Genomic DNA, 25,156 nt, shown 5'->3' with positions numbered 1-25,156 from the left:
TATCGTGGAGGCCCCGGTTCGGGACGGCGAGCGTCAGCTTCAGCTTCACGTGTTCAACAGCCGGTTCGGGATGGCCGAGCTCATGGCGGCTACGGGTTCTGGAACCGGTACAACGGGGTGTCTGGTTCCCCGTCGCCCACCTCGTCTTCCGGTACCACTCCTTGGAAGCGTGCGAGGTCGCGCACGTTCTTCTGCACCGCGACGGAGGCGAACAGACTCATGGCGAAGCCGATGCCGTAGAAGCCTTTCTCACTGAGAGTCATGCTCCCCGCGTTCCAGAGTCCGATTGCGAGGAGCCCTAGAGCAAGCCCGACTGCACACCACGCGATGCCGAAGTACAAATTCGTGACCGGCAGCTTCTCTGCCCGGTCGCGAACGGTTTTCTGCAGCGACACGGCTGCGAAGAGCCCGAACATCAGGACGGTGAAGTAGTAGCCCTTCTCATTGAGCTCCATGCCGGCATTGAAGAGGCCGATTAGGTAGGTCAACATTCCTATGAGGAGGGCGCACCATGACGCGCCGATGAAGGCTGGGGTCGGTTTCTGGGGTGATTCTGGGGTGTCATTCATGGTCATTGCTCCATTTCGAAGGCGAATCGCGTATTGCTCTGGAAGCCGTGCGGCGTCGTCGAGTTCGCGAGGTCATTCCTCGGCGCCATCGCTTCGGCGCTCGAGTTCTTCGGTGAACTCGTTCTTCTCCTCGTCGCGGTACTGCCAGTTCGTCACCGTGCCGTGCACGGAGCAGGCTGTCTCGATCTCCAACGACATTCCGTCCGTCGAAGCTCGAAAAGCAAGAACTGCTCCATCCTCCCGATCGGCGCGAAAGTAAGGATCCGACTCATACGAACGGATGTTCGAGACCGCCCACCCTTCTGATTCCCAGAACGCGCGCACCCGATCGGCCGCTTCGAACGGGTCCTCTGCGCCTGTGTTCTTTAGTGACTCAACCAAGCGGCCACCCGAACCGCACTTTCGAGGCAGAGATGACTGCAGTATCCGTTCTCTGTGTTCTGGGTGGTGAGGCGCCCACACGACGCTATCGTCATAGATGTCGAACCAGCCTTCCTCGACACCACTCGCGTCGATCGCAATGTCGAACTGCTCTCCGACCCATTCGCGCTGCTCGCCTAAGGTCATGTTCGTCGTCTCATTTCCCGATTCGAGTGACACGATCGGCACCTCCTGCATGCAGCTCGACATTGTCAGCACCACCATGGCCGCAGCCGCAACGACTGCGGCACGCCGGCCGCAAATCCTAAACATCTTCATTTGCTCTCGCATTTCACTCGTCGCGGCATTTCCGTTCCGTCCATTCCGGTAATGACCTCGACGCATGATCCTTCGGTTCGGGTAAACGACTCCCGAAGTTCCGCATCGATCAAACCCATCGAGAGTTTCGCAACGGTCTCGAGCACCTGTGTCTTTCGGTCGAGGTAGCCGTGACCCTCAGACGCGGTACCGCCCATAAAGGAAGCCCGTGGTCCCTCGCCAGTGACGGAGTGCCCGTCACTCGCCTCAAGACCTCGACCCGGGTCTCCCTCTGAGGAGAATGAGAGTCCGCCTTCGTAAACCGGGCTCCGAAGATACTGACTGAAGGGATCCGTCGCGCCCGGGTTCGGCTGCCCGCGACGCGAGAGCCCTGCGCCGAACGGGGCGATCGCGTCCCCTTCGGCGAACGTCGTGAAAATGGCCTTTTGGCCCGGTTCGAGGTCTTTGACCCGAAGCGCGTCATATGAGGGCACGAGCTCGGTGTCAAGGCCTGCGGAACCGAGCATCACGAGAGCGTCCACTGGATGATCCACGCTCAGCTGCGTCAGTGCGATTGTCGCCACGGTGGTGCCGTACGAATGTGAGATTACGGTCACGAAGGGTGGGTCGAAATCGCTGATACTACGCGCCGCATGCTGGCCCTCGAGTTCCGCCGCGAACCGCGGCGCTCCAGCCCGCGCAGCTTTCACGTCCAGCACGCCGAAGTCACCGGTCGTCGGCATGTTCGGGGTGTCATAGCCGAGCCATGCGACCACGGCATTGGAACCCGGCAAAGGAGCGACGTTGTTTTGCTCGTTGTAGACGTTTCGGCTCGCCTCGTCCCAACCTTCGAGTGCGAGATGAGCGTCGCTGTTCATCCCTGCGACTTGCCAGGTCGCACTTGTTGCCGTGTCAAGATCGCCATATCCCACCGCCGCCATGGGCATTTCGCCGGTCATATCCAGTGCTACGAGTTGAATTGGTGGTCTTCCCTTGCCGAACGACCTTTCTTGCTCTTCTTCACGCTTTGAGATCTCCCGAATGTCCGCCATCAGTGCCAGTTGCTCCGGGGTCATCGCTTGCGGGTATCGCTGATAGAACTCGACCATCTTGCGATTCGCCGCATCTCGCACCTCGAAGGGGAGGCCAGGAAGGTTGCCGATCACCCAGGGAGTTTCTTCGATCAGGCGATCGCGTTCGGCGGGTTCGAGTGCCGCCCATGCCGCCGCGACTTCCGCCGGATCCGGCGGATCCTCCCAGACGCGCTCTCCCGATTCGGTACCGATCAGCTTCTTGAGCAATGGGTGCGACTTCGACGTCTGCGGTACGTCGTCGCTCACACCCCACAGCTCTCCGGTCATCGACACGGCGATCGTGAATGTGCGCGATTCGGCATCGCCCGAACTGACGCTGATCAACTGGCCGATCGCAGTGTCGGCGAGGGCACCGGAGAGACGCTCCTCAGCACGTCGGCGCTCGCCGATGAGATTCACCCAAACGCGCTTCGCCTCCTCGATCGACTCGATCGCGTTCCGCCAGATCGATGCGACGCGCGTCCAATCGTGCTCATGCATAGAACGCAGCTGCTGCACGACGGCGTCCTGCTCGTCGGCATCGAGCTCCCCAGCGCGCGGGCCGAGGTGCGGCTGCGGCATGACACCCGGCGCGCCGTGATCCCACGCGTACGGGGCGTCGACGCGAATGAGTGAGGCGATGTCCTCGATCTGCGCCGCAGACACACGAATCTCGGACAACGATTCCTCTGTTTGCTCGCGAGCGCTGCGGGCGCTCGCGTGGATGCGATCGACCTCGGATGCGTAAGCATCGAGAGCCCGCTTCGCGTCTTCGGCGGATCGGAACGCCGCGTTCGCCCCCGGAAGCAATGCTTCGCGAAGTTTCGCAGTGATCGATTCGAGTGCCGAACTCCGCTCCGTCTGGAGGGTGAACTGCGCGTTCTGCACGTCGGTCGAGTACTGCATGGTGTCGGCGGATACGTCCTGAACGTACCGCCCGATCGCTGTGATCTGCTCGACCGAGCCGAACACGGGTGTGCCTTCGAGCACTGCCGCAGCCTCTTGGGGAACGAAGATGGTCATCGCGTCGGCCTTCTCACGGCGAAGCCCGAATGCAGGGCGTTCGCCAGACGCGCGTCCAACTCAGAACTGTCCTGCATCACCCCGGCAACGCTCATACTCGCGGTTTTCGCGGCGTCGGCGAGAGCGAGCCTCGATGTCGAGAGTCCGCTCACGAAGCGCATGATGTCGTCGCCCAAGGTTGTCAACGTCGCGGGTGGGCCCGAAGGCAATGCTGCGTTGCCCTCGATCATCACTCGCGAGGCGGCGGCGAGATGTACGGCTGCCGCTTCGAGCACCGCATCTGAAACCTTCAGGCCATCAGGCATCGTCATTCCCTCGTTCCATGGAGGCTCGACGCGACCCGCAGCGCGCGACGAGCCCCGGCCACCGGAGCTCGGCCGCAGCTGCGGGCCGCGCCGAAGCGCGTCAGTTGATCTTCGCCGCGATCTGCGCGTCCATCTCGCGCATCGCATTCGCGGTCTGCGTGAGGAAGGTCTGAATCTCGGAGAGCTTCTGCACAACGGTGTTCGCGCTCGTCGTGTAGTCGTTGTAGGCCGCGTTGAACTTGCCCGACGCCTGGTCGGTGACGAAGCCGGAGGTCACGAGATTGTTGATCTGCATCTGCAGCGCTCGGAGCTTCTCGGTGATCTCGTCGCGCCCGGTACCGAGCTGCGAAGCAGCTTGCTCCATCTCGCCGTACGTCACGTTGATATTGGCCATGGGGATCCTCTCTCTCGCGCGATCCCCCCGGCTCGCGTCACTGCTGATGGTCATCGCCCGGGGTGTCCGGGAGATGACTTCCACCGTAGGGAGTCGCGAGGCGACATGGCACGGCACTCGGCAAGATTGTGGATAACTGCGGTATGTGATGGGCAGCACTCCGGTATGAGCGGCGATGCGATGCCGTGGTTCTGGAATACACTCCGCGCGATCAACGAGAAAACGGGGTGCCGCTGCACCTGCAGCAACACCCCGTCAGCCTCCACGACTCGAAAGCCGCTACCGTTACATCACGCTCGCACGCCGAAGAGTCCCGGCACCTCTGACAGAGCGACCTTCTCCTTCGTACCGGCGGCGCGATCCCACACCTCTGCGAACCCCTCGGCTGCATCGCGACCGACGACCACTACGCGCGGCACCCCGAGCAGCTCGGCATCGCCGAACTTCACGCCGGGTGAGACCTTGGGGCGATCGTCGAAAATGACTTCGACGCCCGCCGCATCGAGCGTCTCGACGAGCGACTCGGCGATCTCATAGACGGCGGCGTCGCGGCCGGTTGCGACGACGTGGACGTTGAACGGAGCAACGGCCTCCGGCCAGATCAGCCCGCGGTCGTCGTGGTGCAGCTCGGCCAGAATCGCCATGATGCGAGTGACACCGATGCCGTAGGAGCCCATGGTCACGGTGACGAGCTTGCCGTTCTCATCGAGCACCTTGAGCCCGAGCGCCTCGGCGTACTTACGGCCGAGCTGGAAGATGTGCCCGATCTCCATACCGCGCGCGGTCTCGATGGGGCCCGAACCATCGGGGGCGGGATCGCCGTCGCGCACGTCGGCGATCTCAACGACTCCGTCTGCGTGGAAATCGCGCCCGTACACGAGATGCGCGACGTGCTGCTCGTCCACGCTTGCACCGGTCACCCACGCCGTTCCGACGGCGATACGGGGGTCAACGAGGTATCGCAGCCCCGTGGCGCTCTCGGCGCCGAGCACTGCGGTGATTCCACCCTGGTCATCGATCCGCACGGGACCGATGTACCCCTTCACGAGGCCCGGGTGGCGCGCGAGATCCGCGGCGGTCGCGGGCTCCACCTCGGCGCCGGGGAAGGCCACCTCGGCACGCTTCATATCGGCGTCGCGGTCGCCCGGGAGGCCGACGACCACGATCTCGCGCTCGCCGCCGATGGGCGTCACCGCGAGCACGAGGTTCTTCAGCGTGTCGGCCGCGGTCCACTCGCGACCATCGTCGCGGGGCAGGGCAGCGTTGGTGTGCGCTACCAGCGTGTCGATAGTCGGGGTCTCGGGCGAGTCGTAGACGACGGCTGCCGGCGCATCATCACACGGAAGAGCCGAGGGAACCGGTGTGCGGTACGCCTCGACATTCGCGGCATATCCTCCTGCAGAGCGCACGAAGGTGTCTTCGCCGATCGGCGTCGGCAGCAGGAACTCCTCGCTGCGCGATCCCCCCATCGCTCCGGCGTCCGCCGAGACGATCGCGTACTCGAGCCCGAGCCGGGTGAAAATGCGCTCGTAGGCGTCGCGCTGACGCTCGTAACTCGCGTTCAGCCCCTCATCCGTGGCGTCGAACGAGTACGCATCCTTCATCGTGAACTCGCGACCGCGCAGCAGGCCGGCGCGGGGGCGCGCTTCGTCGCGGTACTTATCCTGAATCTGGAACAGCGTGAGCGGCAGATCCTTGTACGACGTCACGATGTCCTTCACCATGTTGGTGAAGACCTCTTCGTGAGTGGGAGCGAGCAGGTAGTCGGCGCCGTGGCGATCCTGCAGGCGGAAGAGTGCATCACCGTACTCGTCCCAGCGCCCGGTCGCCTCATAGGGCTCGCGCGGCAGCAGGCCCGGGAAGTGCACTTCGTGCGCACCCGCGGCAACCATCTCCTCGCGAATGATCTCCTCGAGCTTGCCCTTCACCCGCAGGCCGAGCGGCATCCAGCCGAAGATTCCCGGAGCCTGGCGCCGGATGTATCCCGCTCGCACGAGGAGCCGGTGGCTCGCCACCTCCGCATCGGAGGGATCCTCGCGAAGAGTCTTCAGAAAGTAGGAGCTGAGGCGGGTGATCACCCCACCATCGTAGTCCCCGCCGCCTCTGTCGGAGGCGCGCCGTACGCTGGACCCGTGACGCGATCCCGCTGGCTCCTCTGGCTCGCACCGGCACTGGTGCTGGGGATCGCTGCTGCGCTTCGGTTCTGGGCGCTCGGCAGGCCCGGGACGCTGGTCTTCGACGAGCTGTACTACGTGCGCGATGCGATCAGTCAGCTCGCGCACGGCTTCCCAACAACCTGGCCCGATGACGAGCCCGACATGAGTGGCTCGCGGGCACTCGGGTTCACCGACGATCCGTCGAACGCGGTGCACCCGCCACTCGGCAAATGGCTCATCGGCCTCGGTATTCTCGCGTTCGGCCCGGGGAGCGGCTGGGGGTGGCGCAGTGCCGTCGCGCTCGCCGGGGTGCTCACGGTGGCCGTCACGATGCTCCTCGGCTGGCGCATCACCCGGAGCTTCGCCGTGGCATGCGTCGCGGGCCTGCTCCTGGCGGTTGATGGCGTGCACGTGGTGCTCACGCGCGTGGGCCTGCTCGACGGCTTTCTTGCCCTCGCCGTCGCGTTCGGTGCACTGTGCATCTGGCTCGACATGGAGTGGACTGCGGCGCGATCGGCCGTGCAGGATCCGGCGGGCGCCTCCAGCGCACCGCCGACCCGGGTGCCCGTGCTCTGGCACCGCCCCTGGCTGCTCGCAGCGGCGGCGGCCTTCGGAGCTGCGGCATCCATCAAGTGGTCCGGCCTGTATCCGCTCGCCGCCTTCCTCATCTTCATCACCGTGCGCGACCTCGTCATGCGTCTGCTCGCCCGCGAACGCCACGCCGTGCGGCGCGCGACGCGGCAAGCTGCGCTCGCCGGGCTGGTCGCTCTCCCCACGGCCGTGCTCGTGTACCTCGTGAGTTGGGCCGGCTGGATCCTGCATCCGGGAGGATGGGCGCGCACCGCCGGTGAAGGGTGGTGGCCCGCACTGCTGCAGTATCACTCCCAGATGCTCGAATGGCATCGCACCCTCAGCGCCCCGCACCCGTACGCGTCGCATCCGCTGACGTGGCCGCTCGCACTCCGGCCGACGGGGATGTACGAGACGCACTGGGGGTCGGATGAGGGTTGCCCGTGGTCGGCCTGCGTGGCAGCAGTCTCACCGCTGCCGAACCCGCTCGTGACATGGGGCGGCGTAGTCGCACTCCTCGCGCTCGTCTGCGTGATCGTCGTGCGCGCGCGGCGAGGGCCAGATCCGGTGGTGACCGCGGGAATGTTCGTGGTCGTCGGCTATCTTTCGGGATGGTTGCCCTGGGTGCTCACCGTCTCGCGGTCAGCGGTCTTCCAGTTCTACACCGTGGTACTGACGCCGTTCTCCGCACTCGCACTCGCGCTCGCACTCGCGCTCCTGTGCCGGGTGTCGATCCGCCCTCGGCTCGGCCCCCTTCGAGACAATCAGCGTGCTGCGGCGAGCGCCGAAACTCCGAACTCGCATCTGACCGCGTTCCGAAGCGAGTTCACCGGCCCGGGCCGCGGGTCGCCTGAGACCATGCTCGGCATCCGGATCGCGGTCGCGATCTTCCTCGCGGCCTGCGTCGCGCTCGCCGCGCTGTTCTTCCCGACCTGGTCCGGGGCACCGATGGCCGAGTGGTTCTGGCGAGCCCACCTCTGGCTGCCCGGTTGGCAGTAGCCGGCCGGAGAACGCGCGGACGAGCGCATGATGCGCCTCGGCCCGGGCTCAGAGCAGACGCCTCGACAGCGCCCACGCGGTGAGTTCGTGACGGTTCGACAACTGCAGCTTGCGCAGCACGTTCGATACGTGAGTCTCCACGGTCTTCACTGAGAGGTACAGCTCGGCCGCGACCTCCTTATAGGCGTATCCGCGGGCGATCATTCGCATGACCTCCTGCTCGCGGGCCGAGAGGCGATCGAGCTCGTCGTCTTGCACCGCGGTCTCGCCCCCTCCCGTGCCGAACGCGTCGAGCACGAACCCTGCGAGCCGCGGCGAGAACACCGCGTCTCCGCCGTGCACCCGCACGACCGCTGCGGTCACCTCGGCCCCGGATGCGGTCTTGGTCAGGTACCCCCTGGCGCCGGCGCGAATGACCTGGACCACATCGTCCGCAGCATCGGACACACTGAGGGCGAGCACTTGGATTCCCCGCGTCTCTGGTCGCCCGGCGAGACGTTGCAACACCTCAGCGCCCCCGCCCCCAGCTCCTCCGGGCAGGTGCACGTCGAGCAGCACGACGTCGGGATTCTTCGCACCGACCACGGCGACAGCATCGTCGACGTTCGCTGCCTCTCCGATGACCTCGAGTTTGTCGCCGAGCTCTGCGCGCAGCCCCGTGCGGAAGATCTGGTGGTCATCGACGATGACGATGCGGATCGCTTCTGCTCCACGGTTCATCGGGTCTCCTTGCTCTGGGCGGTCTCTGGGTGGGACTCGCTCGCAGCTTCGGCCGGAGTCTCCCGGGGCATTCCGAGCCGCACCGACGTGCCACCACCCGGGCCACGAACGATACGCGCCTCGCCGCCGGCGCGCTCCATTCTGCCGAGGATCGACTCGCGTACGCCCATCCTCCCCTCGGGAAGGTTGTTCGGGTCGAGTCCGGCGCCGCGGTCGGTGACGTCGATGGCCACGCGATCCTGAGTCGCCTCGAGGTAGACCGTCACGTCGCCCCCCGCGTGCCTCGCCGCGTTCAGCATCGCCTCGCGCGCCGCGGCGACGATGGGACCGGGCGCGATGAGCCCCTCGCCCGCTCCGACAGCGACGACCTCGAAACGCACTGCATGCTCCGCTTCGAGCGCCGCGGCGTGGGCGCGAAGTTCGGCGTCGACGGCCTCCCGCGGCTGCGGCGTCGCACCATCGGCGGCTCGGAAGAGCCATTCTCGCAACTCGCGCTCCTGACCTCGCGCGATGCGTGCGACCTCGCTGCCCGGTTCTGACCGCTGCTGAATGAGCGCCAGGGTTTGCAGCACCGAGTCGTGGAGATGCGCGGCGATATCCGATCGCTCGGCCTCCCGGGCTCGGGCCGCTCGTTCGGCCATCAACTCGCGATTGATGCGCAGCAGCCAGGGCGCCACGGCGAGTGCAACGCCGGCGAGTACCGCCAGAGCGGCACCGATGACGGTCCAGGTGTTCGGCTCCCTGGCGGTGATGAAGAACATCAGCACGCCCACGGCGACGAGTGCGAGCGCCCCGAGCGCCCGGGGCAGCGCATTGCGGTCGGGCCTGTCGCGATCGGCGATCTGCCACCAGGTGAGGCCCACGCCGACGAGCACGGCGAGCGCGGGGAGCAGCAACTCGAGGCGCAGTTGCACGCCGAGGCGCTCGAGCACGAGGCCGGCTCCCGCGAGCAGCAGGCAGAACCCGAGCAGGAGTTCGGCGATGGGCCAGCGGGCTCGACGCACACTCGGTGGCTCGGCGGCGGGTGATGTCGACTCGGGCGATGCTGGTGCAGCCGGTCGCGTGAGCGCCCGTCGCAGCGGTACGACCCCGGCGTCGTCACCGTTCCACGGCACGGTTGCCCAGAGCCACAGGTACAGCACGGCTCCCGCGCCGCCGAGCGCGGTGAGCACGAGCATCGCGATGCGCGCCGTCTGAGGCGACACCCCCAGGTGCGCGCCAAGCCCGCCGCAGACGCCCATGAGCACCCGGTCGTCGCGCGAGCGGGTGAGGGGAACGTCAGCCATGACCCCATCAAAGCAGGTCATCGCCCCCATCGGGGTCTCGGGGTGAGGGGATCAGGGAAGGATCAGGGTGATCCCCCATGGCAGTAGGCAGCGGGCTCGGCCAGACTCGAACCATGAACACCACACCTCCCCCGTCAGGCCCAGCCGGGCCTCCCGCCGGCCATGGCTTCTTCACCTGGTTGCGCGGCCTCGGCGTCACTCGCAGCGCCGATGGTTGGTTCGCCGGCGTCGCCGCCGGCATCGCTCACCGGTTACGAATCGACCCGATCATCGTGCGGGGCATCTTCGTCGTGCTCGCACTGCTCGGCGGCCCTGGCATTCTGCTCTATCTCATCGGCTGGCTTCTGCTGCCCGACCCGAACGGTCGCATCCACGTGGAGGAGATCGTTCGGGGGCGAGCAGAGACGGGGATGATCGTCGCCGCCGTCATCCTCGCGGCTGTCGTCATCATTCCCGGAATCATCGGTGCGCTCAGCCCCGGAGACGCATACCCGCTGTTCAGCGTCTGGAGCTGGGGCGTGTGGGGGTCACTCGGCATTCCCGGGTGGGTCACGGCGACCATTGCATGGCTGTCCTGGATTGCGATCCTCGTGCTCGGCTTCTTCTGGGTGCGAAGCGTCGTGCTGAAGCGCGGTCGCGAACATCGCGGTCAGGCGTTCGGCGCCGAAGACGCGACGACGGCCGAGACCGGGGCCGATCCGGATCACGCGAATCGCGCTGCCGACCACGAGTACGCCCGCGGCACTCACGACCCCGCCGATTCTGCCGACTCGTTCGCGGCGCGGGCGAGCGAGAGCGCCGACCGTGTCGCACGAGATGCTGCCGACTGGGGCCGCCGTGCAGGTGCTGCCGCCGACAAATGGGGGCGAGAAGTCGGCGAGCAGACCGAAGCGTGGAGCGCCCGTTACGCGGAGCACCACGACGCCCATCGACTGGGTGCCGCCCACACAGTGATCACGTTGGCGCTCGCGCTCCTCGCAGGCGGGCTCACCGCGCTCTGGACATCATCGTTGGACGAGCCGCTTCCGTTCGAGAGCGTGGCCCCCGCTGCGCTCATCACCGGGTTGATCGCAGCGGTCGCGGTACTGGCGCTGTCGTTGATCGTCGCCGGTACGCGCGGTCGGCACACCGGCTGGGTCGGCTTCCTCGCGTTCTGCGGCGTGGTCGCACTGCTCATCACCGTTGTGCTCCCCTGGGGCACCCGCTTCCAACCGTTCGGCAATCTGCATGTGAGCGGAGCCGATACCGGTGCCGTGGTACTCGCGGGGAACACGACCGTCGATCTGAGGGATATCGAGACCAGAGCCGACGAAGCCGATGACCTCGAAGTGTGGCTGCTCGCAGGGCGGAGCACCATCGAGCTCCCCGAATCAGCGCCGGTCATCGTGCACGTGCGCATGCTCGCCGGACGCATCGATGAATCTGGCCGCACCGACCTCGACACTTCTCGAGATGCTCAGGTCACGACGAGCGGGCCCTTCATCTCCCGAGAGATCCGGTCGAACGTCACCTCCGGCGAGTCGAGCGCCGCGAGCATTGTCACGGTGACGCTGCTCGCCGGCAGTGTCGATGTGGAGGGCGGCGGGGCCGATTCCGAGCTCGACGGCTCCCGACCCGGGACGGTGAGCCCCGACGGTGACCCGGAAGCCGAGCGGCGTCTGGAAGAACGAGCGGAGCAGTTGAACGATGATCTCGCTGTCATCGATTGGAAGCTCTCGGAACCTGATCTCAACGCTTCAGAGCGTCGCAGCCTGGAGTCCGAGCGCGAGAGCGCAGAGCAAGAACTCGAAGCACTGGAAATGGAGATGAACCGATGAACGGCGACTCGAGGCACCCTGAACCGGCAGACGACGCAACGGCTCGGATTCCGCTCACACCGCCGCCCCCGCAGCACATCGAACCCGAGCCCGCGGCGATGCAGGGCGCACCGATGCAGGATTCGCCGATGCAGGGTGCACCGAGCTCAGGTGAACGAGTTGCGAGCGGGAGCGAGGCGAATGGTCGGAAGGCGGCACCACCCGCACCGAGCAGTCAGGCGGGCGAGCGCACGCCGGCCCGACCGGGCCCCCGCACGGGACCGATCGTCTGGGGAGCGCTGATCCTCGTCTTCTGCGGGTACATGATGCAGCAGGTGCTCGGCGGCGGCGGGCTCGATCCGGCGGGTTGGATCACGGCGACCATCATCGGGCTGGGTGTGCTGCTGCTCGGTGTCGGTTTTGCCGTGGTGATCCGCGGACGCCGAGATACGGCGCGCAGGCCCTGAGACCTACCCGGAGACCCGCGGAATCTCGCGAGTCTGCGTTGAGATCCAGTGCAGCGGCACCTGGATTGCGACCCGGGTGCCGCCCGCGGCGTCCGGGCCCCAGGTAATGTTCCCGCCGAGCTCCCCTTCGATCAGCGTGCGCACGATCTGGGTGCCCAGTCCGTCACCGACGGTTCCCCCAGGAAGCCCAGTGCCCGTATCGATCACTTCGACGGTGAGCTGCTCGTCGGTACGCCGAGCGGTGACGAACACCTCGCCCTCTCGGCCCGCGAGCCCGTGCTCCACCGCGTTCGTCACGATCTCGGTGAGCGCGAGTGCGAGCGGCGTCGCATACTCCGACGGCAGCTCGCCGAACTCGCCCTCCTTGTGCGGGTGCACCGTCGTGTTGTGCAGACTGGCCACTTCGGCGGCGAGCCCGATCACCCGGTCGAAGACTTTGTCGAAGTCCACGATCTGCGAGAGCCCGGTCGAGAGCGTGTCGTGCACCACGGCGATGGCCGCGACGCGACGCATGGCCTGACCTAGCACTTGCTTCGCCTCCTCGCTGCGTGCACGCCTGGCCTGCACTCGGAGCAGCGACGCGACCGTCTGCAGGTTGTTCTTGACGCGGTGGTGGATCTCGCGAATCGTCGCGTCCTTGGTGATGAGTTCCTGCGCCTGCTGGCGCAGCTCGGTCACGTCACGAGTCAGCACGATGCCGCCGACACGGGCGCCGTCGCGGAATACCGGGATCGAACGCAGCGTGATCGTGTGGCCGTGCGTATCGACCTCGGTGCGCTTCGCGATCTTGCCCTGCGCGATCAACGGCAGCGATTCGTTGGTATCGAATTGACCCTTCACGATGTCGGCGACGACCTCGCTGAAGTTCTCGCCTTCGATCTCGTCGCGGAATCCGAGGGCGGAGAATGTGGTCTGCGTGTTGGGACTCGCGAACGTCGCCACCCCGTCCAGATTGATGCGCACGAGTCCGTCCGCCGCGCGCGGGGCTCCTTGCTCACCGCCGCGCGAGCTCCCTGGCACCGGGAACATGCCCTTCTGAATCATGCCGAGCAGATCGGCCGCGACCTCGCGGAACGCCGCGCCGATGCGCGATGCCGGTTGCGTATCGGCGACACTCGTGTGCACGGTGATCACTGCGAAAGGCCCCTGCACCTCGCCCTCGGCGTCGGTGCGGCTGACGGAGAAGGCCGCGAGGCGCATCGGGTTCTCCTCGTACCACGCCGGCGAGGTGGAGACCGTCGGGTTCGTGCTCGACATCGCCTCGTCGACGAGCTCGCGCCAGTCGGCCCGCAGCAGATCTCCGATGACATCGCGGTAGAAGAGCGTCACTGAGCCAGCGGGGCGACTGTGGGCGATGGCGAGGTAGTTCTCATCACTCGTCGGTACCCAGAGCACGACATCGCCGAGCGCGAGGTCGGCGAGCAACCGCAGGTCGAGCGTGAGCAGCTCGAGCCACTCGATTTCCTCTTCGTCGAGAGACGAGTACTTCGTTGCAAGATTGCGCAGTGTAGCCACGACCCCAGACTAGAGCACGCGATCCGGGAGCAGCGCTGTGAGACCGGCCCGATAGCGCAGTTGATGCTCACTTCTCTGAGCAAACGGTGCCGGATCGCGCTTTCGCGCCCACCCCTCTCCGGTCTCTTGACAGCCCACAGTGCGACGTGCGTACAGTGATGCCCACATCATCTGGAATCCGGCAGTGCAGTGAGGGTGAGTCGCAATGGGAGCGGCGCGCGGATCCGTTCGAAAGGACCGCAATGCCCGCATCTGCTTCGACCCCCGAACCCGAACGTGCCCTGCGAGCGGTGCCCCCGGCGCAGCCCCAGCACACCGAGCGCGGTCATCTTCGCGCGGTGCCGAAGTCGGCCGATCGCACAGCATTGCCGAACGTCGCACGTCGTCGATCACGGGAGTCGACGGATGGAGGCGCTGCGATCCTCAACGGCCCGCCGGTCGCTCCGCCCGCCCACGCGTTTGTGCAGCGTCTCGCCGTGTACGCGTTCGAAGTGCTCGAGGGGGTACGCTCCGTGGCGCAGTTCGGCGGCTGGATCACTCCGGAGGTCGCTGCAGCATTGCGGGCTCGGCGCGCGCTGCGCATTGAGCGGGAGTCGCTCACGCGCGATCGTCGACGCCGCATCGCGACGCCGGGCCGCGCGCACCTCTGCACCCCACTCCCCCACGTCATCGAAGCCACAGTGGTGCTCCACACCGAAGTGCGCTCGACGGTGGTCGCGATCCGCCTCGAGCACCGCAGGGAACGCTGGCGAGCAACCGATATCACGGTGCTGTGACGGCAGTGCGCGCGGTGCCGGGGCGTGTCGGCTCTGCCGCGAAGCTACCGATCGTTCAATCGCGACAGCTGTTCGACCTCGTACATGACGTCGACGGGCATGCCGGCATTGCGCAGCACATCACGCGTCGAGCGGGGCGCACGAAGCCATCCGGCAGCCCAACCGCGCCGCAGGCAGTCCCGCAGTTGCGCACGATCGCGCGAGGCGCGGAACGTGCGGAACCAGCGTCGTGCGGTCGCCGCCGAATACAGCAGCTTCTCCCACCAGAAGAGCGCCGGGCTTCTGCGAAACACCCAGAGCTTGTTGCGCACCTCGTAGAAGAAGCGCTGCCCGGGGTCCTGGTCGCTCGAACCGCGCTTGACCGTGCGATGCGTCACCACTGAAGCCGGCACGTAGAGCCCCCGCGCACCCCGAAGCAGACGCGCCGAGTACTCGAAGTCGTCATTCCACAGGAAGTAGTCCGCGATCGGCAGCCCCTGCTCTCGCACGCGGGCGGCGCGCAAGAAGGCGGAGACGAACGATATCGAACGGATCTCCATCGCGCCCACTGACGCGGCCCGCGCCCGTTCGGCATCGGAGGCCCGGATCTTCGGCTTCGGCGTGTTCATGGGATGGTCTTCACCGTCGGTCCAGAGCACCCGCGATCCCATGATCGCGAGGTCGTCGGGCCCGGAGTCACGATAGCGCTCGTAGGTATCCAGTGCACCCGCCAGAGCATCAGGCCCCGGCACGGTGTCGTCGTCCATCACCCACACCCAGTCGGTGTCGTCCTCGACAACCGCGGCGGCGATACCCGTCGCGAATCCGCCGGCGCCGCCCGTGTTCTCGGTGAGCTCGATGTGTCGAGCCCGCTCACCCCACGACTCGAGCATCTCAGCCGCGACCTCGACGGAGCCGTCATCGGAGGCGTTGTCGACGACCACGAGACGGTCGACGGGTCGACTCTGCGCGGCGAGCGCTGCAAGGGATTCCCGCAACAGCTCTCGTCGGTTGTAGGCCACCAGCACGGCGGTCACACGCATGCGATCCGTCTCCTTCGTATTTCGAGCAAACCCGGCAAGTCTAGCCCGCGTCTTCCTCGGGCGCGGACGCGGCCGCGACGCCGTCGGCGACGAGCTGATGGATCATCGCCCAGTCCGGGTTCTCCGGGTCGATCGCCGGCGGCACGAGTTCGACGTTCACCGGTTCATAACCGCGGGCGTCGGCTGCCAGGTCGACGAAGCGGCCGAGCATCGAATCGGGAATGTCGGTGTCCACGAGCTGCGATCCCGCCGAGAGCACCTCCTGGAATCTCGTGAGCACGTTCTGCGGGTTCATCTGGGCGAGAATCGCCGACTGGAGTTCGCGCTGGCGCTGCATGCGCGCGTAGTCGCCGTCGGCCGACCCGTAGCGCGATCGCGCGTACCAGAGCGCGGTGAACCCGTCCATCTGCTGCTCGCCCGGCTCGATCCATCCCTCGACACCGATCAGCTCGCCGGTCATCTCGTCGATCTGGCCGCCGATCGGCAATCGTTCTTGAGCGTTGATCGTGATGCCGCCTAGCGCATCGATGAGACTCTCGAAAGCGTCCATATTCACGAGCACGTAGAACTGCACCTCGAGCCCGGTCGCTCCCGACACCGCATCCTTGGTCGCCTCGATGCCCGGCGATGAACCCTGAGAGACGGCATCGGCGTACATGCCGTCGTACGACGGCGATCCCGAGTCCTCCAGCTCGGTGACGAGCGAGTTGAGGTTGCCCGTGGTGAAGCAGTAGTACCCGCCACCGTCGACGATCTCGTAGTTGTTGACCTCGTCGCAGTATCCCTCCGGGTAGACCGGGGCAAGCGGCGATCCCTCGAGAAACGGGGTGTCTTTGAGCTCGCGCGGCAGTCCGACGATCATCGATTGCCCGGTCTCGGCGTCGATGCTGACGAGCGAGATGCTGTCGGGACGCAGGCCTTCCCGGTCGGACCCCGCGTCGGTACCGAGGAGCAGAATGTTGTACCGGCCGTCGACGGGCGCGACGGCCGGCGCACTGCGGAAGAGGTCGCCGATGAGCCCGCGACCAGCGCCGACGGCGTTTCCGGCCCACGCGGCGCCAGCGGCGGGGACGATGGTGAGCAGCACCGAGAGCATCGCGACTGGAACGCGCCACCCGCGCTGCACGCGCACGAGTCTGGTCAACCGCAGCGTATCGATGCCCAGCACCACCCAGATCACGGCATATATGAAGAGCAACCACTGCACGATGAGCAGCACGATGCTGTTCGTGAAGAAGGTGAGCGTCGCGGTGCGCGCGAGCAGAAAGCTCACGCCCGCGATCACGGCCGAGACCACGAGGATGGCGGTGGCGATGAGGCCGAATCTCCCGAGGCGGCGGTTGCCGGCGACCACCTGAGCGGTTCCGGGCAGCACGAAGCCCAGAATCACGAGCCACCGGGCTCGCTTGCTCATGAGCGGCTCGGAAGCCAGATCCGGATTGCGCAGCGGCCGCTCGAGATCGAGGGTCATGCGCGGTATCCGGCAGGGTTCAGCGACTGCCAGGTCCAGGAATCGCGGCAGGCCTCGGCGAGGTCGCGGGTCGTGCGCCACTCGAGCTCGGTGTTCGCGAGCGACGGATCAGCGACCGTCTCGGCGACGTCACCCGATCGCGGCGCCTCGATCGCATACGGGATCGGCCTGCCGCAGGCCGCCTCGAACGCGTGCACAACCTCGAGCACGCTCGACCCGACGCCCGATCCGAGGTTGTACGTGGAGACGCCCGCCGAGTTGTGCTCGAGCGCCGCGACATGCCCCTCGGCGAGATCCATGACGTGGATGTAGTCGCGCACGCCGGTGCCGTCGACCGTGGGATAGCCGTCGCCGAAGACGCTGAGCCGCTCGCGCTTGCCCACCGCCACCTGCGCGATGAACGGCATGAGGTTGTTCGGGATCCCGCTGGGATCTTCGCCGATACGCCCTGATGGGTGCGCGCCGACCGGGTTGAAGTAGCGCAGCAGCACCGCGCCGAGTTCGGGCCATGCGACCTGCGCATCGCGCACGATCTGCTCATTCATGAACTTCGACCATCCGTACGGGTTCGTCACGCCGACACCGACGGGGTGCGACTCGTCGACGGGCGCGTACTGGGGGTCTCCGTACACCGTCGCCGAAGAGCTGAAGATGAAGTTCGTGACGTCGCGCTCGCGCAGCAGGTCGAGCAGCCCGATCGTGGAGTCGAGGTTCACCCGGTAGTAGCGCGTCGGCTGCGCCACTGATTCTCCCACCGCCTTCAGCCCTGCGAGGTGGATGACCGCGTCGAACGCCACGCCCTGCAGCGCGCCTCGAGCGGCGCCCCGATCAGCGAGGTCGACCTCGACGATCTGGATCGATGCGCCGCTCAACTCCTCGACGCGCCGCACCGCCTCACGGCTGCTGTTCGAGAAGTCGTCGAGCACGATCACGTCATGGCCGCGCTCGATCAGGACGAGTGCGGTGTGCGAGCCGATGTACCCGGCGCCGCCTGTCAACAAAACACGCATGGGGACAGGGTACTTCGCGGATCGTGGAGGAATGCTCAAGCCGCACCGCAATGGGCGGGTTTGCGCAGAACGAATGCGCTGCGGCAGCGCTCTCACCGCAGAAATCCGAGCTTGCGCGGCGCGCATGCACGCACGGCCCACGCGGAAAACTCGGAGCGCGCCCCGAATTGTTGCGATTACGTCTCACTCCAGCGGTTTCCGACGTGGCGCACAGCCGCTCACAGCATTGCATTCCATACAATGTGGAGTGCGGGCTCGTTCCGCGCGCACGTGACGGACGATTCGAGGGGAGATCGATTGGCGACGCTCACCCTCATCGCAGACCCGTTCCCTGATTGGGAGGCGGCGGCCCACGCTTCCGCGGCCCGTGACCTCGCTCAGGCGGTCGCCGAAACGGCTCCGCGCAGCTGCAGTGCGCGGTACCTGCTTGCCCGCGGCGGCGACGTACCGACCTTCGCCACGCCGCGTCTTTCGACCGAGGTGCTTCCGTTGCGAGCCAGTGTGCTTCCGCTCGTGTGGCAGAACGGCGCGACCGCCCGTCCGCTCGACGGCGAGTTCGTACACGCCCTCACCCCGATGATGCCACTGCGCTCTCGCGGCGAAGACGACGGCTCGCAGACCTCGGTCACCATTCCTCACAGCATCGCTTGGGAGGCTCCGGCTCTGCTCGGCAATTCGCAGGCGCGTCTCTTCCGCGCCTTCGCGCGCCGCGCGGTCAAACACGCCGATATCATCCTCACCCCGACTCACGCGACGGCCCGAGTGCTGCAGCAGCAGTACGGCGGCGATCTGCCGGTGCAGGTCTTCCCGCTGGCTCCGCCGACCGCGTTCGCGGCTCCCGCAGACGCCGCTGAGCGCCGCGCGGCATGGGGCCTGCCTGATCGCTTCGCAGTGACTACGGCCCGTCTCGGCGAGCACGGCCGCCTCGAATGGGTGTTCGACGCGATGCGGGCAGACGCGGGCCTTCCGCCGCTCGTCGTGCTCGAGGGCCTCGACCCGCAGGGGGCGGCGACTCGAGAGAAGGATCGCGATCCCGTTCTCGAGGTGCCGCAAGACCTGCAGGGGCGCGTGCACTCCGTGCGCGTCACGGACCTCTCCGACGTTGGCGCGGTTTTCGCCGCGGCTGTCGTGCTGGCGCAGCCGCAGGCGTTCGCGGGAACCGGGTACACGGTGCTCGCAGCACTCGGCGCGGCCGTGCCCGTGGTGCACGCCGGACACCCGGCGACTGAGGAGCTCGTGCTCGACGCCGGCGTTTCGGGCGACACCGCCGAGACCTTCGCGCAGGAGTACAGCAGCCTGATCGGCCAGTCGGGCGCACTGCCAACGCTCACGGTGCTGGCATGCGACCGCAGCCGAGGATTCAGCTGGCGCGCGTCGGCATGGCACCTGTGGGAGACCCACGCGAATCTCTAACGCGCGGGTGCCGCGCCGGAACCGCGTCCTCGGCGACGACGCGCTTACTCGGCGGCGAAGCGCATTTACTCGGCGGCGATGCGTGCTTTCAGCGCGTCGTTCTTCTCCCCCACCGCCGCAGTGAGTCCGTCGGCGTAGTCCGCGAGCTGCTGGGCGAGCTCGGGATCGGAGGGTCCGAGAATGCGCGCCGCGAGAATGCCCGCATTCTTCGCACCACCGATCGATACCGTCGCCACGGGAATGCCGCCGGGCATTTGAACGATCGACAGCAGCGAATCGAGCCCGTCGAGCTTCGCGAGTGGCACGGGCACGCCGATCACCGGGAGCGTGGTCATCGAGGCGACCATGCCGGGGAGGTGCGCGGCACCGCCGGCACCGGCGATGATCACACGGATGCCGCGGCCGGCAGCCTCGCGAGCATACGACACCATCTTGTCGGGCGTGCGATGCGCGCTGACCACTTCGACCTCGTGCGCGATACCGAACTCGCGCAGCACCTGCACCGCGTCAGTCATCACCGTGTAGTCGGAATCGGATCCCATGATGACGCCGACGAGGGGCGCGGAGGTTTCAGCCATGCCCTCCATCGTATCGGCGCGCTGGATCACGCGAAGTGCTGAGCGGCTGCGACTGCTTCCGCGCGCACGTCGTCGAGCTGGTCGCCGGTGACCGTGACGTGCCCGACTTTGCGCCCGGGACGCGGCTGCTTGTCGTAGCTGTGGAACTTCGCCCGCGGGTGCGCCGCGAGCGCTTCGGCGTACCGCACCGGCATCGAGCCCTCGGCGGGCCCGCCCAGCACGTTCACCATCACCGCAGCCGGCGCGGTCATCGAGGTGTCGCCGAGCGGCAGGTCTGCAACCGCGCGCAGGTGCTGTTCGAACTGGCTGGTCACCGAGCCCTCGATCGAGAAGTGGCCCGAGTTGTGCGGACGCATGGCCAGCTCGTTCACGAGCACCCGACCGTCCCGAGTCTCGAACATCTCGACGGCGAGCACGCCCGTCACATCGACACCCTCGGCAACGGCGGCCCCGATGCCGGCGGCCTCTTCGAGCACCGCGGGCCGGTCGGTGGGGGCCGGCGCGAGCACCTCGGCGCAGACGCCGTTGCGCTGGATCGTCTCGACCACGGGCCACGTGCGAGTTTCGCCGCTCGGGCGCCGGGCTACCAGTTGTGAGAGTTCGCGCACGAAGTCGACGAGCTCTTCGACCAGAAGAAACCCGCCGTTCCCGTCTTCGGCGAGGGCGGTGAACCAGTCTCGCACCTCGGCGACGTCCGAGATGACGCGCACGCCCTTCCCGTCGTACCCGCCGCGCGCGGTCTTCACCACGGCTCGTCCGCCGTGCGCATCGAGGAAGGTCTGGAGCTCGATCTCGTCGGCGGCCGCTGTCCAGTCGGGAATGGGCACGCCGAGCTCGGCGAGCTTCTCGCGCATGACGATCTTGTCTTGCGCGTACTGCAGCGCGGCAGGGCGCGGATGCACGGCGACTCCGCGCGCCTCGAGTTCGTGGAGGATCGCCTGCGGCACGTGCTCGTGATCGAAGGTGACCACGTCGACGGTGTCGGCGAACGCGTACACGGTTTCGGCATCGCGGTAGTCGCCGACGGCGTCGGCGGCGCGCTCGGCGCTCGATCCCTCGCTCTCGGCGAGCACGCTGATGCGCAGGCCCAGATGAATCGCAGGGGGAACCATCATGCGCGCGAGCTGCCCGCCACCGATCACACCGATCTTGATGCTGCCGTTATGCGTCACGTCTCGCCTCTCGGATTCACTTCGGCCGCGCATTGCAGCGCCGGCCCACCCCTCCATTCTGCCGCATCGCGCGCCGAGTGATTCTGCGCCGCCGAACGGGTTAGTTGACGCACATCAACTAGATGAGTACAGTTGACGTTTATCAACTAATACGCCGACCCGCGAAGGATCCCGCCCACCGCATGAGCGCTACACCAGCCACCGCGAAATCGTCGCGAACCTCTCCCGGCCCCGCAGACGTCGCCACGAGCAGCGACGGCATTCTGACCGGCCGAGCCAAGAACCTGGCCCTCACCGGCCTCTTCTTGAGCATGGCGGTGTCGATGCTGTCGATAACGGTGGTCGGCACGTCGATGCCGATCATCATCGCCGACCTCGGCGGGAGCCAGGCAGCGTACACCTGGGTGGTGACCGCGACGATGCTCGCCTCGGCGATCTCGACCCCGATCTGGGGCAAGCTCGCCGACCTGACGAGCAAGAAGATGCTGCTGCAGATCTCGTTGGTGCTCTTCACGGTCGGATCGGCGCTCGCGGGCACGGCCACCGACTCGGCGTGGCTCATCGGGTTCCGCGTGCTCCAGGGTCTCGGCGCCGGCGGTCTCGGCGCACTCGGCCAGATCGTTCTGGCCGAGATCATCAGCCCGCGCGAGCGCGGCAAGTACATGGGCATCATGGGCGCCATCATGGCGATCTCCACGGTCGGCGGCCCGCTGCTCGGCGGGGCCATCACCGATGCGATCGGATGGCGCTGGAACTTCTACGTTGCGGCTCCCATTGCGATCGTCGCAATCGTCGTGCTGCAGCGCACGCTGCATCTGCACACCGAGAAGCGCAAGGTGACGATCGACTACCTGGGCGCCGCGCTCATCTCGGTCGGCTTCGCGAGTCTGCTCATCTGGGTCACCCTCGGCGGTACGCAGTTCGACTGGTGGTCGTGGCAGACCGTTGCAATGGTCGGCGGAGGGTTGCTCCTGCTCGTCGCCGCAGTGTTCGTGGAGGTCCGTTCCCCTGAGCCGCTGATTCCCATGCATCTCTTCGCGAACCGCACATTCACCATGTCGGTCATCGCGTCGATCGCGGTCGGTCTCGCGATGTTCGGCACCTCGGTCTTCTTGGGCCAGTACATGCAGCTCGCTCGGGGCAAGACGCCGACCGAATCGGGACTGCTCACGATTCCCATGATGGCGGGCGTGCTCATCGCGTCGACGCTGGTCGGGCAGCTGATCACCCGCACGGGCAAGTGGAAGCGCTACATGGTATCCGGGTCGGTCATATTGCTCGTCGGCATGCTCCTCATGGGCCAGTTGCGCTCAGACACCTCGTTCTGGTACGTCGGCATCTCGATGTTCGTGCTCGGCGCGGGCGTCGGAATGTGCATGCAGAATCTCGTGCTCGTCGTGCAGAACACGGTATCGCCCAACGAACTCGGCGTCTCGAGTTCGGCGGTCACATTCTTCCGCACGATCGGCGGGACCGCCGGCATGTCGGCGATGGGGGCGATGCTCTCGAGCCAGATCGTCGACTTCATCTCGCAGGGCGTGCGCAAGCTCGCGCAGACCGATCCGGCTGCTGCGGCCGGCGCCGCGGCGCTCGACGGAGGAGCGATCCCGAAGCTCGGCGAACTCTCGGCCCCCATTCGCGGGATTGTCGAGAACGCGTACGGGCGGGGCATCGGCGACATCTTCCTCGCAGCATCACCCGTGGCGATCGTCGCCATCGTCGCCATCGCGCTGATCCCGAACATCCCGCTCAGCTCGAAGAGCGCGGCCCAGCAGCGCGCCGATCTCCAGCGCGCCGAGCGCGATGCCGAGCTCGGCGCGGCACACTAGTACCTATGCACGATGCCAGCGAGACCGCACCCGACGTTGCGCACAACGATCGAATCTCTGACATCATCGCGGAGTTCTCCGAAGTGTTCGCCTTCGCACGCACCCGGTGGGCGCGGTACGCAGAAGAAGTGGACCCCGAGCTCAAGGGTGTCGGAATCATGATGCTGCAGTTGATTCTGCGCAAAGGGCCGATTACCGCGACGGGAATCAGTCAGATGCTCGACATGGACAAGGCCATGGTGAGTCGGCAGATCGCCAAGCTGCGCGAGCTCGACCTGGTCGACACGCAATCCGCCCTCGAGGATCGCCGGGTCGTGCTGCTCACCCCGAGCGCGAAGGCCGAAGAGCTGCTCGGAGCGGTTCGGCAGAAGTGGGCGCACGCGTATCATGAGCGATTCGCCGACTGGAGTTCGAGCGAACTCGAGCAGCTGCGTTCAGCGCTCCACCGTTTCAACGCCTCGGCGGAGAGTTCGAGTGCGGAGAGCCCGAATGCGCGGCGGGCGCGTGATCACCGCGGTCTTGCAGATGGCGCCGACTCTGCGCAGACGGATGGTGATCCGGCACCTTCTGCCGCAGATTGATCCCGGCCGCTCCGCGCTCACCCGTCGGTCGCCCACCGTTCACACAGCCGTTACCGCCCGGGCGACCGTAACCAAGTTGTGACTTATACAGTGGCAACATGACGAGCTCATCGCCACTTCACGTGCAGCTGTACGAGGAGATGATCCACCGCATTCGAACGGGCGCGTGGCAACCCGGCGACAAGGTTCCCAGCGAGAAGTCGCTGATCGCCGAGTTCGGCACCTCTCGCGGACCCGTGCGGCAGGCACTCGCAGCCTTGCGCGCCGACGGCATGATCGTGGGTGGTCGCGGCACCCCGCCCCGTGTGCAGCACACGGCTCCCCCGCAGTCGTTCGACACGTTCATCTCGTTCAGCGAATGGGCCCGTGAGCTCGGGCTGACGCCCGGTCAGCGTGTGATCGAGGCGAGTCGCCGCTCAGCCACCGAGGAGTGCGCACGCGAGCTGCAGATCGCGCCGGACTCGCCGGTGATCGAGATCATTCGCGTGCGCTACCTCGACGAAAAGCCCGCGATGCTCGAGCGATCGCTCTTTCCGTACGAGATCGGCAAGCATCTACTCGGCACCGATTTCCATCACGGCAGCGTCACGCAGGCGCTTGCCAACGTCGGGATCGTGCCCATGCGCGCTCGCCATGTCATCGATGCCATCGCGGCGCACCCCCTCGAGGTCGAGCAACTGCATATCGCTCCAGGAAGCCCGCTACTGCGCGTGCGCCGGCTTGCTTACAACGAGTACGGCACCGTCATCGAGAGCGCCGACGATCGGTATCTGCCGACCATGGCGACGTTCGTCGTCGAGAACAGCGCGAAGCATCGCAACCACCTGTCCCGTCACACGGCTACCCCTGCGAGCGGTCTGCTCTCGGTGTATGAGGGCGCGAACCACTAGCGGCAAGGCGCCGCCTGCCACCGTGTCGGGGTCAGGCCGCCACCGGCTGAGCGGCAAGAATGTCTGACATCGAGGCAGTGACCATGATGGGCAGATGATCGGAGGTGCCGCGATCGAGGGTGCGCACGCTGTCGATGTCGAGGCCCATCGAGGTCGCGAAATCGAAGTGGCCTCGGAACATCTTGTAGCGCGTATATGTGCGCTTGTCGCTGAGGCTCAGCTCGTACCCGGTGTCGCGCATCTCGGTGTCAAGGCGTCCCTTGAACACCGGGTAGTTGTAGTCCCCCACCATTAGCGCAGGCAGGCCGGGGCCGAGCTGGCGCAGCTCGGCGAGGGCGGCATGAATCTGGTGTCGGCGCAGGGAGTTCAGCGCCGTGAGCGGGGCAGCGTGGAACGACGCGACCACCAGGTCGCGCTGCAGCTCGGAGTCGTGCAGCCGAACACCGAGCAGACGCTCGTGCGCGGGCGCGAGCAGTCGGTCGTGCAGCGACTTCTTGAGCTGGAAGGTGTGCGCCGAGCGCGCGTGAAAGCGCTCGTCTCGCACATACATCGCGAGGCCGAGGCGGTTTCGCTCGGTTGCATGCACGAGCGAAAGGTGCCCGAGTCGGGCTGGGAGTGCGATGGCTTCAGCTTCTTGCAGACAGAGCACATCAACGCCGTGGTCATCGGTGAGCGCATCGAGCTCGCTGACGGCGCGGTTCTTCCGCAGGTTATAGCTGATGACCTTCATATCGCGTACCTCCATGGGGTCGTGCAGGGCCGATCGGCAGCCCAACAGAAGACACCCTACGCCCGGCCGGCTGTGGAGTCAGCGTGTCATGGCTGACAAATCGCTCAGCTTCATGAACGTTCAGTGCGCGGCG

22 protein-coding genes are annotated in these 25,156 nt (G+C 66.5%); 8 read left to right on the top strand and 14 right to left on the bottom strand.

What is annotated here, in order from left to right; translation table 11 throughout:
• Positions 1-89: 89 nt before the first annotated feature.
• The 5 genes from yiaA to AB0O71_RS00375 all read right to left on the bottom strand — a co-directional run bounded on the left by yiaA (position 90) and on the right by AB0O71_RS00375 (position 6,120).
• Positions 90-569 (bottom strand): inner membrane protein YiaA, encoded by a 480-nt coding sequence (yiaA, locus tag AB0O71_RS00395; RefSeq protein ID WP_363740621.1) that lies wholly within the window; start codon positions 567-569, stop codon positions 90-92.
• 695 nt (positions 570-1,264) lie between these two features.
• A complete protein-coding gene (locus AB0O71_RS00390; RefSeq protein WP_363740619.1) occupies positions 1,265-3,343 on the bottom strand; it encodes an alpha/beta hydrolase in 2,079 nt (692 codons plus the stop codon).
• Complete coding sequence (locus AB0O71_RS00385) at positions 3,340-3,654, bottom strand: hypothetical protein (protein ID WP_363740617.1); 315 nt, start codon at positions 3,652-3,654, stop codon at positions 3,340-3,342. The genes AB0O71_RS00390 and AB0O71_RS00385 overlap by 4 nt, the downstream gene beginning before the upstream one ends.
• 94 nt (positions 3,655-3,748) lie before the next feature.
• Positions 3,749-4,042: a WXG100 family type VII secretion target gene (locus AB0O71_RS00380; protein WP_090146735.1), complete on the bottom strand. Its 294-nt coding sequence runs from the start codon at positions 4,040-4,042 to the stop codon at positions 3,749-3,751.
• A 290-nt stretch (positions 4,043-4,332) separates the two neighbouring features.
• Entirely contained in the window at positions 4,333-6,120 is a 1,788-nt protein-coding gene (locus AB0O71_RS00375; protein ID WP_363740614.1) for a proline--tRNA ligase, read from the bottom strand.
• 54 nt (positions 6,121-6,174) lie between these two features.
• On the opposite strand from AB0O71_RS00375, the gene AB0O71_RS00370 reads away from it, so the two are divergent.
• Positions 6,175-7,767, top strand: coding sequence for a phospholipid carrier-dependent glycosyltransferase (locus AB0O71_RS00370; RefSeq protein WP_363740612.1), 1,593 nt, complete (start codon positions 6,175-6,177; stop codon positions 7,765-7,767).
• A 48-nt stretch (positions 7,768-7,815) separates the two neighbouring features.
• Here the strand turns inward: AB0O71_RS00370 and AB0O71_RS00365 are convergent, their stop codons facing one another.
• The gene (locus tag AB0O71_RS00365; protein WP_363740610.1) at positions 7,816-8,487 is read right to left on the bottom strand and encodes a response regulator transcription factor; all 672 of its coding nucleotides are present in this window, start codon (positions 8,485-8,487) and stop codon (positions 7,816-7,818) included.
• Positions 8,484-9,773, bottom strand: a complete 1,290-nt coding sequence (locus AB0O71_RS00360) for a PspC domain-containing protein (RefSeq protein ID WP_363740608.1) — start codon at positions 9,771-9,773, stop codon at positions 8,484-8,486. The genes AB0O71_RS00365 and AB0O71_RS00360 overlap by 4 nt, the downstream gene beginning before the upstream one ends.
• 113 nt (positions 9,774-9,886) lie before the next feature.
• Between AB0O71_RS00360 and AB0O71_RS00355 the strand changes: the two genes are divergently transcribed.
• Complete coding sequence (locus AB0O71_RS00355) at positions 9,887-11,590, top strand: PspC domain-containing protein (protein ID WP_363740605.1); 1,704 nt, start codon at positions 9,887-9,889, stop codon at positions 11,588-11,590.
• Entirely contained in the window at positions 11,587-12,036 is a 450-nt protein-coding gene (locus tag AB0O71_RS00350) for a hypothetical protein (RefSeq protein WP_363740603.1), read from the top strand. Before AB0O71_RS00355 ends, AB0O71_RS00350 begins: the two co-directional genes overlap by 4 nt.
• A gap of 3 nt (positions 12,037-12,039) precedes the next feature.
• Here the strand turns inward: AB0O71_RS00350 and AB0O71_RS00345 are convergent, their stop codons facing one another.
• Complete coding sequence (locus AB0O71_RS00345) at positions 12,040-13,551, bottom strand: histidine kinase N-terminal domain-containing protein (protein ID WP_363740601.1); 1,512 nt, start codon at positions 13,549-13,551, stop codon at positions 12,040-12,042.
• Between the two features lie 242 nt (positions 13,552-13,793).
• Between AB0O71_RS00345 and AB0O71_RS00340 the strand changes: the two genes are divergently transcribed.
• Positions 13,794-14,327 (top strand): Rv3235 family protein, encoded by a 534-nt coding sequence (locus AB0O71_RS00340; protein ID WP_363740599.1) that lies wholly within the window; start codon positions 13,794-13,796, stop codon positions 14,325-14,327.
• Between the two features lie 44 nt (positions 14,328-14,371).
• Here AB0O71_RS00340 and AB0O71_RS00335 read toward each other — a convergent pair whose 3' ends face one another.
• The 3 genes from AB0O71_RS00335 to galE are packed head-to-tail and all read right to left on the bottom strand — an operon-like array spanning position 14,372 to position 17,830.
• Positions 14,372-15,349 carry a glycosyltransferase gene (locus AB0O71_RS00335; protein WP_363740597.1) on the bottom strand — a complete coding sequence of 326 codons (978 nt, stop codon included), beginning with the start codon at positions 15,347-15,349 and terminating at the stop codon, positions 14,372-14,374.
• 40 nt (positions 15,350-15,389) lie between these two features.
• Complete coding sequence (locus AB0O71_RS00330; protein ID WP_363740595.1) at positions 15,390-16,820, bottom strand: LCP family protein; 1,431 nt, start codon at positions 16,818-16,820, stop codon at positions 15,390-15,392.
• A complete protein-coding gene (galE, locus tag AB0O71_RS00325) occupies positions 16,817-17,830 on the bottom strand; it encodes a UDP-glucose 4-epimerase GalE (protein ID WP_363740593.1) in 1,014 nt (337 codons plus the stop codon). Before galE ends, AB0O71_RS00330 begins: the two co-directional genes overlap by 4 nt.
• Before the next feature lie 297 nt (positions 17,831-18,127).
• Between galE and AB0O71_RS00320 the strand changes: the two genes are divergently transcribed.
• Complete coding sequence (locus AB0O71_RS00320; protein ID WP_363740591.1) at positions 18,128-19,243, top strand: mannosyltransferase; 1,116 nt, start codon at positions 18,128-18,130, stop codon at positions 19,241-19,243.
• 65 nt (positions 19,244-19,308) lie between these two features.
• Here AB0O71_RS00320 and purE read toward each other — a convergent pair whose 3' ends face one another.
• Both purE and AB0O71_RS00310 read right to left on the bottom strand, forming a co-directional pair.
• On the bottom strand, positions 19,309-19,821 hold the full coding sequence (gene purE / locus AB0O71_RS00315; RefSeq protein WP_363740589.1) for a 5-(carboxyamino)imidazole ribonucleotide mutase: 513 nt from the start codon (positions 19,819-19,821) through the stop codon (positions 19,309-19,311).
• A gap of 26 nt (positions 19,822-19,847) precedes the next feature.
• A complete protein-coding gene (locus AB0O71_RS00310; protein WP_363740587.1) occupies positions 19,848-21,026 on the bottom strand; it encodes a 5-(carboxyamino)imidazole ribonucleotide synthase in 1,179 nt (392 codons plus the stop codon).
• A 149-nt stretch (positions 21,027-21,175) separates the two neighbouring features.
• Here AB0O71_RS00310 and AB0O71_RS00305 point away from each other — a divergent pair, with 149 nt between their 5' ends.
• The 3 genes from AB0O71_RS00305 to AB0O71_RS00295 all read left to right on the top strand — a co-directional run bounded on the left by AB0O71_RS00305 (position 21,176) and on the right by AB0O71_RS00295 (position 24,293).
• Positions 21,176-22,822: a DHA2 family efflux MFS transporter permease subunit gene (locus tag AB0O71_RS00305; protein WP_363740585.1), complete on the top strand. Its 1,647-nt coding sequence runs from the start codon at positions 21,176-21,178 to the stop codon at positions 22,820-22,822.
• Positions 22,823-22,827: 5 nt separating this feature from the next.
• On the top strand, positions 22,828-23,403 hold the full coding sequence (locus AB0O71_RS00300) for a MarR family transcriptional regulator (RefSeq protein ID WP_363740582.1): 576 nt from the start codon (positions 22,828-22,830) through the stop codon (positions 23,401-23,403).
• Between the two features lie 98 nt (positions 23,404-23,501).
• Entirely contained in the window at positions 23,502-24,293 is a 792-nt protein-coding gene (locus AB0O71_RS00295; protein WP_363740580.1) for a GntR family transcriptional regulator, read from the top strand.
• A gap of 31 nt (positions 24,294-24,324) precedes the next feature.
• On the opposite strand, the gene AB0O71_RS00290 is transcribed toward AB0O71_RS00295, so the two are convergent.
• A complete protein-coding gene (locus tag AB0O71_RS00290; RefSeq protein ID WP_363740578.1) occupies positions 24,325-25,023 on the bottom strand; it encodes an endonuclease/exonuclease/phosphatase family protein in 699 nt (232 codons plus the stop codon).
• Between the last annotated feature and the right edge of the window lie 133 nt (positions 25,024-25,156).

The organism is Leucobacter sp. NPDC077196, from assembly GCF_040687075.1.
Taxonomy (GTDB): domain Bacteria; phylum Actinomycetota; class Actinomycetes; order Actinomycetales; family Microbacteriaceae; genus Leucobacter.
The sequence above is the reverse complement of the archived record's forward strand: the minus strand, read 5'-3'. Positions and strand labels throughout refer to the sequence as shown.